The sequence below is a fragment of the Psittacicella gerlachiana genome (genome assembly GCF_003585965.1).
Classification (GTDB): domain Bacteria; phylum Pseudomonadota; class Gammaproteobacteria; order Enterobacterales; family Psittacicellaceae; genus Psittacicella; species Psittacicella gerlachiana.
In genome coordinates this window covers 1-8,929 of sequence record NZ_NRJF01000070.1, presented here as the reverse complement: position 1 = coordinate 8,929, position 8,929 = coordinate 1, and the positions used below count along the sequence as shown (strand labels likewise).

Annotated in this window: 2 protein-coding genes; both read right to left on the bottom strand. The window is 35.5% G+C overall.

Going from position 1 to position 8,929, the window contains the following annotated elements; translation table 11 throughout:
• Nucleotides 1-883: 883 nt before the first annotated feature.
• Entirely contained in the window at nt 884-6,904 is a 6,021-nt protein-coding gene (locus CKF59_RS02905) for a DNA polymerase Y family protein (protein WP_119534487.1), read from the bottom strand.
• A gap of 599 nt (nt 6,905-7,503) precedes the next feature.
• Nucleotides 7,504-8,850: a hypothetical protein gene (locus tag CKF59_RS02900; protein ID WP_119534486.1), complete on the bottom strand. Its 1,347-nt coding sequence runs from the start codon at nt 8,848-8,850 to the stop codon at nt 7,504-7,506.
• Nucleotides 8,851-8,929: the final 79 nt, after the last annotated feature.

Sequence of the window (8,929 nt, the reverse complement as noted above, 5' to 3'; positions counted from 1 at the left end):
GCTTAAACTTGGGATAAATCACCAAAAGTTAGCTTAAGTTTTTATATTCTTTTTATTTAGTTCTATTATAAGAAAAAAAATAATTTGAATAAATAGCTTGTTGGTTATAGTATTTATAACTTTTAGTTATGTATAAGTCAGAGGAAGCAGAATTGAGAGGAGAGAAAAAGAATGCTTAAATAACGAAACAAATGACTCAAATAACGAAATAAAGGGCTAAAGGAGATCTAAATAATATATAAATTATAGAAGAGGGAGATGAGCCAAAAGTTGGCAACAGCTAGAGGATAAGAATATATCAGAGAGAGCAAGAGAAATAAGGTTAGAGAGAAAACTCATTTTTTGTAGCAGAAAGATAAATGATTATATAAGTAGGAAACAAGGGAAGAAAAAAGTAAAAGTTGGAGATAGCTTGTTTAGAAGAGGGGACAGAAGACTAGACTTTATTAACAACTTATATTACTCAATAGGAAAAATTTACTTCTCCGGTTTAAGGTAAGCTCTATTTTTAGCACAGGTTTTTAGAAATAAAAAAAACTACCTATTTCATAGAAATAGGTAGGGAAAACAACATAAAATCAAAAAACTATTCTCGTTAATTGAGAAATTTGCAATTTTTGCAAATTGGAGATCTTAAGCTATGCTTAAGACGGACTCAAGATAAATTATATCCGTTGAGAAAATAATTTATGTTGTTGTAAAATCTGGCATAAGTAAAAGCGAGTTATTTTGTTTACTTGCTTTTACAATGCAAAATAAGTTTTTGTTTGCTAGATCTATTATAAAAGAAAAAGCTTTCTTGAAAAACCCTTATCAATTTAAAACACTCTTAAGTTAAATTCATTAATGATAAAACCACAGGCACATCCTGTGGTTCTTGTCGTTAGAGGTTTTCACTTAAGTTCTTGACCAAGGTTGACCAAGGAATTTCTGAGAAATAAGTAAAATCTTTACTGTGTGCCAAGATGAGATCTCGATCTTCATCAACCAGTTGTGCATTTACTTCATGGATGGCTCTTTGTTGTTCGTTTTTACGAATATGAGCACTAAAATCTTGATACCAAGTTGCTGGAAACTCTCGGGTATAAGGGGTTAGATTAAACACTCTAATGGTAATGGCTCTTACCGGATGTAACCAAGAGTAGTGTTTATTAAAGAGTTCTAATCCTTTATGGAGTAAATCTGCAGCAACTAAAGTAGGTAATTCTAATTGCTCTTGCCAACTAAAGCTTTTAAAGGTGTTATCTTTTACTGAGATTTGGATTCCTGCGGCTAAGAGATTTTTTTGGGCTAAAGCCTCAGAGACAAGATTACTTAAATACTCAAGAGTTGAAACAAAATCGGCAACTTTATAGGCATCGGTTTTTAAAGTAGTTCCTCTGCCAATAGATTTAGTCTCATCATAAGCATCTCCTGCTTTGACAGCGACAAAGTCAAGTCCATTAGCATCTAACCATAGATTTACCCCATGCCAGCCTAATTCTTGGTGGAGGGTTTCACGTGCAGTGAGAGCGAGATCTCCAATTTGCCTAATGCCGAGGGCTTGGAGTTTACTCAAGGTTGCTGAGCCTACACCAATAAGTTCATTTACCGGACGATTCCACACAATTTCTCGATAATTGTGCGGGGTGATATAAGTAACGGCATCTGGTTTTTTTAAATCTGACCCTAATTTAGCAAAGGTTTTATTAAAAGAAACTCCGACCGAAATGGTAATACCCAGTTCACGTTTAATATGCTCTTTGATTTGGGTAGCGAGGGCTACTGGAGAATCATATTTTTGGACAATCTCGGTAACATCCATCCATACTTCATCAATACTAAACTGTTCAACCAAAGGAGTATAACTTCGATAAATAAGATTGGCTAAACGTGAGTAGCGTTGATAATCGGCAAAATTAGGAGCGACGACAATTGCCCCTGGACATTTTTTTAAGGCTTGTACTAGGGGTTCGGTAGTTCTTACCCCAAAGGCTTTGGCTTCATAAGAAGCAGCGACCACGATTCCTTTACGCTCTTCGGGATCACCTGCAATAATGACTGCATGATTTTTAAGTAAGGGGTTTTCTTGCATTGTAATTGAAGCAAAACAATTGTTCATATCACAATGTAAGATTACTCGTTCAAAAGTAGGAGTTAAACGATCGAGATCCAATTTACTTAGAGTTTCTACGTGCATATCTGGGAGATATAGCTGACTTTTACTTGCCAAAGCTTGACGGATGTTTGGTAAGAGATGGTGCATTTTCATTTCCTCTAAAAACTCCGGAATTGACATGAGAGCTAAGTGTTCGAGCTGTTGGCGATTATAAACTCCTAAAGGACGCATTTCATAGTTAGCATAAGTAATATCTTTGTGTAGAAGATGATCTTTCTTAAAGTAGCGTTGATTTAGTAAGGCAATAATTTCCGCATGATAATTATGTACCTCTTTTTGCCAAGCATAGTAGTAAGCTAGGTATTGCTCGGGAGTTAAAGACATCTCAAGTTCTTGAGGATAGTCTTTAAAGAACATATCATTACCTTGATGATACATAGGAGCAAAACGCATCCCCGGAGCTACTTGATGTTCAATTTCGGCAAAAATATTATAGACCAAGCTACGTCGTAAAGGAGTAGCAATAGTCTCTGGGATTGAAGGGAGATAGAAATTAGGTTCACCCTCAATCCAAATTTCGCCAGTCAGAGGATTGGTTGTTGCTTGTCCATAGAGAGGATAAACAATATCTCGATTTCCAGCAGGAGTTGAACTCTGAGCATAGAGATGCGGATAATAATTCACCGGAACATAATGCGGATAACGAGTAGTACGTTTGAGCAAAGTTGGAAAATTATAAATCTGCTGATAGGCTACATACTCTTGATAATATTGCTGAGCTTGACTTTGCAGTTGGTGAGCAAAGTTGGCTTCTGTTACTGCAAGATCTAGCCGAGCTTGTGCTTGTTGCCATTTGAGGGGAGCTTGTTTGCTCAGCAACCTCCAAGGAACAAGCTCTTGAGTTGCTAAAGGTAATTCTAGAACTCCTTGAGGGGTACGTTTAATGCCATAACCTCTAGAGGTAACCCATACTTGCGTAGCCGTTAATTTTTGTTCCTGTGAAGAGTTAGAGGTGCTAAGGTCAAGAGAGCTATATAAAAGATTAACTCCTTGTTTTTGAGGGACCACGCTCATAGGAGTACGAGTCATGAGGTTACCAAGATAACCATACAGCAGATCTTGACGATAGGTAGTCAGTTCCAGTTTACTTAGATTGACTAAAGCTTGGCAATTAAATAATTCATGAGTTGCCATGAGTGAAGTAAACGCCAAATTATCATGGGTTACCGGAGTAAAAATTTGCTTAAACTGAGCTTGAGCAGAGAGATTATAGTTTTTACTTAGAGTTTCTACCCGAGCGAGATGCTGGATTTTTTGTTGGGAATATCTATGATAGCCTGGATGTAATTCAGGATAGAGATAAATAAGGTATTGCCCCAAATTAGTTGGGATTAACTCTAAAGCTCTTTGTTTTTGCTCTAAGGCAAAATCAGAGAAACCTTTATAAAAACTATAGTAATAGCTTAAATAAAACTCTTTACTTTTTGGAGTAAGAGCCAGTCTACTTTGCGTATAAGCAAGGTTCATTAACGCTAAATTATAACTTGGATTATAACTCGCTCTTAGTACCGCAGTGTCAGTATAAGGACTATAAAATAACCATTGTTCTGGAGTATTTTTGAGAGTAAATAACTGTTGTCCCGAGTGGCTAGCAAAATTAATTCGTAAGAGATAGTCTTCAAGATCACATTCTAAAATGCTCGTTGGAGCTTCACTTGCCATGAGTATTGAAGTGAGTTCTTTAGGGTTGGCAGGGGTAAGATATTTTTTTAAGCTCGCACTAAAGCTAATTCGAGAATTAGCTTTGAAGGTGGTTTCTAGAAGACTGTTTTGCTGGTTGTGTCGAGTTATTTTTTCTTGATTAAGATTTAACTTCTTTGTTCTTGCCTCTCGATTAGGAGATAATTTGGAGTTAGAGGACTGAGATAGAGAAAGTAAAGTTAAATTTTGTTTATGTGCAGACTGGTATTGTATTTGCTGCTCAAGCTGTTGTTGATGTTGAGGTAAATACGCTCGTTGGGCAAAGAAGTCTCGTTTTTCAAGTTGAGTTTGGCGTTTACGCTCTTGTTGCCTTTGCTCACTTTGTAAAAACTTTTTGCTTAGAGGGGTTAAGTTTTGTTTGCTCAGGAGTAGTTCTCTTACATGCTCTTGTTGTTGCAATACATAACTTTGATATCTTTGTTCCTTTGAACTCAGGGGAGTAAGAGTTTTACTACTTGCTAAGGCTATTGTGGAAGCTTGAGTTTTTGCTAAAGCTTGAGGTTTAGGATTAATTTTATCTTTATTAACTCTTATCTCTGACTCGAGCGGAAGAGCTAAGTCTTTGCCAAAAAGTTTTCGAGGGAGTTTTTGTGGAGCTTGAGCCTGAGCTTCACCCGTATTTTTAGTAGTGCTAGCCAATCCTTGTGCTAAGAGTTCGTATAAGTGTAAGTAGTTGACAAAACCGGTACTCTGTAAATGCCCTTGACTTAAATCCGCATAGTCAGTTGCTAAAAGTTTTCCTTGAGAAGCTAGTTTTTGAGCGACAAATTTATAGTGGAGATGATTTGACCAAAAGACTTTACTATAAACTCTAAGATCTCGATTTCGAACTCGTTCTAGAGTTTGCGGAGCTAATAAAAACTTTTCTTGAATCTGAGGATTAGCTTGACGCTTGAACTCGACTCGAGGAGTGTCTTCTCCTCGAGCTTGGAGATAAGGATCGAGAGTTAATTCTGCTTGTAAAACTTGGGGTTGCCAAATTTTAGTTTCTAGCTGTAAGAGAATTTGACTTGGGGTTAAGCTATACCAATAATCTCTTTGAGGATTTATTTTGTTATAACTCAAATGCAATTGTTGTAAGAGTGGGGCTAAGCGTTGATAAAAAGCAAAGCTATTATTTGCTCCTCGAGATAGCTGTTGGCTAAGTCCCAAATGATATAAAGGCGTAGGAGCTAAGGGTAAAAAAGAAAAACTATTTCCTAAACCAAAGCTATCGTTAGTTAATTGTAAATGTGCCCAAGTGGGTTGATGCTCTTTAGTTTGCTTGAGTAAATAAGTAAAGGCTCCTTGATAATCTCCCTGTTGTTCATAGTTGTGGAGTTTACGCATTACCTGAGCTTGTAGTTGTTGATTCTGTTCATAAGCACTTGGTACTTGCGGTTGCGTAAGGGTAATTTTTTGAGCATCATTCGACGCTACTTCTTCTGCAGTCATTAAGCGTCGAGGCGAAGCCAAAGTCTTGGGATGCTTTTGAGTTTGAGCTTGAGCTAATTGGAGTTTTTCTAAATAACTTTGCTGATACTCAGGAGTAAACACTTGTGGTACGACTTCGGGCATTTGGGATAAATCTATGCCATACTTTTGTAAAGAGAAAATATGTTGATAGCTTGGCACGGAACCAAGAAGTTGCTGATTTAAAACCAGTTTATCTTGCTCTAAGATTAAAGTATTAGTTTCTAAACTCGAGCTAGTTACAGCTCCACGATTAAGAAAACGAGGTTCTTGTAAAGGGATAGCTTGTTGTAGACTTAGTAACGCCTCTTGAATGTGCTCGAGCGAAGAGGGGGATTTTGTGCCCAATTGCTTTAAATGTTCGGGAGTAAGAATCAAACGGGAAAAATACTCTGGATCATCAAACTGGACAAAAGGATCAAAAATTGGTTCGAGATGTCCATCTAACTGAGGCACACTAGGAGCAACTAGCTCCGAAGCAATTATTGCCCATTTTTCTTCAAGGCTTCGTTGAGGATCGGTAATTAAAGCAAAGAGCGGATGTAAAAGCGGTAACTCAAATAAGTCAACAATTCTTGGTTCTGCTACTTGTTGTTGGACATGAGCTAAAGCTACCTCCAACTGTTTTTTCCCTTGGCTTAGGAGTTGACTTTGATATAAAGCCTGAGCTAGTTGGGTTTCGAGTTGCTTGCTAGTTTGCTGTTGTTGCTTTAAGGCTTGTATTAACTGAGTTTGAGGATACCTTTGTGAACTTAAAGTTCTTTGGAGGTAACCAAGTTGTTGGTGACTGGCAAGGAGTTGAGCCTTGAGATTAAACACTTGCCAATTATGGAGAGCGAGTACTTGTTGACTACGCTGATATTGTTGCTCAAGGGCCTTGAGTTTAAGAGCTAAGAGATCTTGGAGGGCAAAAATTCTCTCAATAATGAGTTGAGGTTTATTTTGATTTCCTTTCGAGGTAATAATAGGCATAAAAGCTCGTAAAATGCTCATGCGTTTTACTTTATGATCAATTTGCTCTTGAAAGTAGGTGTGTAACTCTGCTAAACGTTGTTCTTGGAGTTCATGAGGCAAGAGAAGCTCTTCTAAACGGTAGTTTAAATAGTTAACAATTTTGGGATAGGTTAGTTGTAAAGCATAAATATCAAGACGTAATTGTTCGGTATACTCTTGGATTATCTTATGTCCTAAAAAGCTTGCTGGTGCATTTTCTAAAGTAGGTAAAGCTGGAGGTCCGACAAAATTTGCTTGTGCCTCAGCTTCGAGGAGCAAGTGGAGGTCTTCTTGAACATATTTGAGGAGTTCTCGAGTTTGTCCATTACTAATTTGTTCAGCTTTGAGGTTTAAGCTTGAGAGTACCTCTTTGCGTTTTAAGGTTTTAATGGCTTGCTTTTGTAATTGTTGATCTTTTTGTTGCTGAGCATAAAACAATTCGAGATTTTCAGCATAGCTTGCTTGAGGGGTAAAAGGAGCTGGTTTTTGTTGTGCTATAGTGGGAAATAAAGCCACTGCTGCTTGAAAACTAAGTTCTTTTAATTGCGTAAAGCTGTAGTGTGGAGGACGGATTTTGGAGTTTGAAGTATTCCTTGCCATAATCTAATTCCGTGTTCATTTGTGTTCGTAGTAATTAAAAAATTCCGTAAAATATTTTGAGAGATTAAGTTTATTATAACGAAAAATAGCTAATTAAAATTAGGTACTGTTTATAAAATTAGAATTTGATAATCTAAGTCACGATTTTATAAAGTAAAATATTTATTTTAGTAACTGTTATTAAAAATCGTTGTCAGACAAGAGAAAAGCTTAAAAATAAGCTCAAATTACAAGAATAGCTCAAATTGCAAAAATAATCCAAGATCTAATAAATGCTAAGACAGCAATAGTAAAAGCAAAGTTTACTTTAATAGTTATAAGATATTGTTAGTTTAAATATAAGTTAATAGGCTAACAAACTAACAAGCTAATGAAATATACTCGTCAAATATATTGACTCAATGCAAGCTCAATTCTGTCGAGATCTGATTTTGAGGTATAAAAAAGTCCTCCGTAAGTTTATGTTTAAACTTCGGAGGACTTTTGCAACAGTCTAAACTAGATAAGATCTAGCTTGAGATAATTTTAGTGGGTTCTTAAAGCTGTTACTTTGAGAACTTGATAAAATTGTTTACTTAAATTTTATATTAAAGTTTTGCTTACTTTTTATCTAACTGACGTTTTATTGAACTATCGAGTTGAATCCCATCGTTAACAATCACATTATTTAAACTAGGTTGATGAAAACGATTAAAGTATTTGAGTTCTTTAATAAAAGGTTCATAGCAACGAGCTAAAGACTTAGTGATTAGAGGTTTACTTTTGGGTTCATACTGGACAAAATCACGTTCCTTCATGAGGTCACATTCAAGATAACTAAACTTATTTATAGGCTCATAAGGTAAACGTAAAGGATGTACAGTAATGAGTAAGTAATTTGTAATCTCTTTAGTGGTTGCATTCTCTTCGATTTTACTTTCACTTTTTACTCTTACAGGTTTAAAGTTTAAATAGGTAAGAGTATTTAATGCCATACGATATTGATTTTTTAATTCACTTAAAGAAGTTGAATTATCCGGAGTAAAAGGATAATTTTCAATATAAGCTTCAAGTGAAGCAAATTGTTTAATACGATCAATTTGTAAGAGCATTCTCTCTAATCTATCAAGCTCTGGAGTTGTAATCATGACAATCGCTTGATTTAGAGGGAGAAAGAAAACTTCTAAAGGACCTTGTACTTTAGTAAAAAATTTGGAACTCTGATATTTTTGTTGAGCTATAACTTTACTATCGAACACTTGAGGGTAAGATTTTTTCCAAGTTTGTAAATTATGCTCAATATTTTCTAAATCTTGGAAAATATACTGATAACGATAAGTAAGATTATTTTCACTGGTATTTTTTAGTTGCTCTTGTAAAGTTTTAAGTTGGGTGTTTAAGACAATAAGACGAGGTAAAATTCTCTCTATAGCTTTACTCATTTGTAATGAGGAAGTTATAAAGAGATTCGTTTGATAAGTTCTTGTCTCACTGTTATATGTAGGTTGAAGATTTTCAATTATAAAAGCAAGAGGAAAATCAAAGTTATTTAGGAGTTTTTGACTAGCTGTAGTAAATTTACTTTGAAAGTTAGAAAAAGTTGGATGTAGTTGTTGATCTACAGATAGATGTTCATAGCTGAGGCACAACTCATAAAAAGTACGCAGTTCTTGCAAAAGTGAAACATATTTTTGCAAGCGTTGGAGATCTTCTAATTGCTGAGGATCTGTAGTATTCAAAGTTTGGTTTAAAACTTCAAGTCCTGAAGTAAAAGTTACTTTATTGACCACGGTAACTGGTGGTTCTTTTTTAAAGAGATTGCTTGAAGTAACAAAATAGTAGCCAGCAAAACCTAAAACTCCACCAAGACAAAAAACAAGAAAGTGTAAGAAGAAATTTCTCTTTCTTTTTGTTGTTCTCGAGATTTCTCCATCTTGGTTTTCTTGAGATGGGTGTTGTGATGTCATTATGTATAAAACTCAAGTTTAAGAAGAAAAAACTGTTGCATAAATATCCTTTTTCGTGGAATTATATTATTGATAAAAG

Bases quoted from the DNA above. Each gene is read 5' to 3' on its own strand.
- CKF59_RS02900 (WP_119534486.1), bottom strand. From the start codon at position 8,850: ATGACATCACAACACCCATCTCAAGAAAACCAAGATGGAGAAATCTCG.
- CKF59_RS02905 (WP_119534487.1), bottom strand. From the start codon at position 6,904: ATGGCAAGGAATACTTCAAACTCCAAAATCCGTCCTCCACACTACAGC.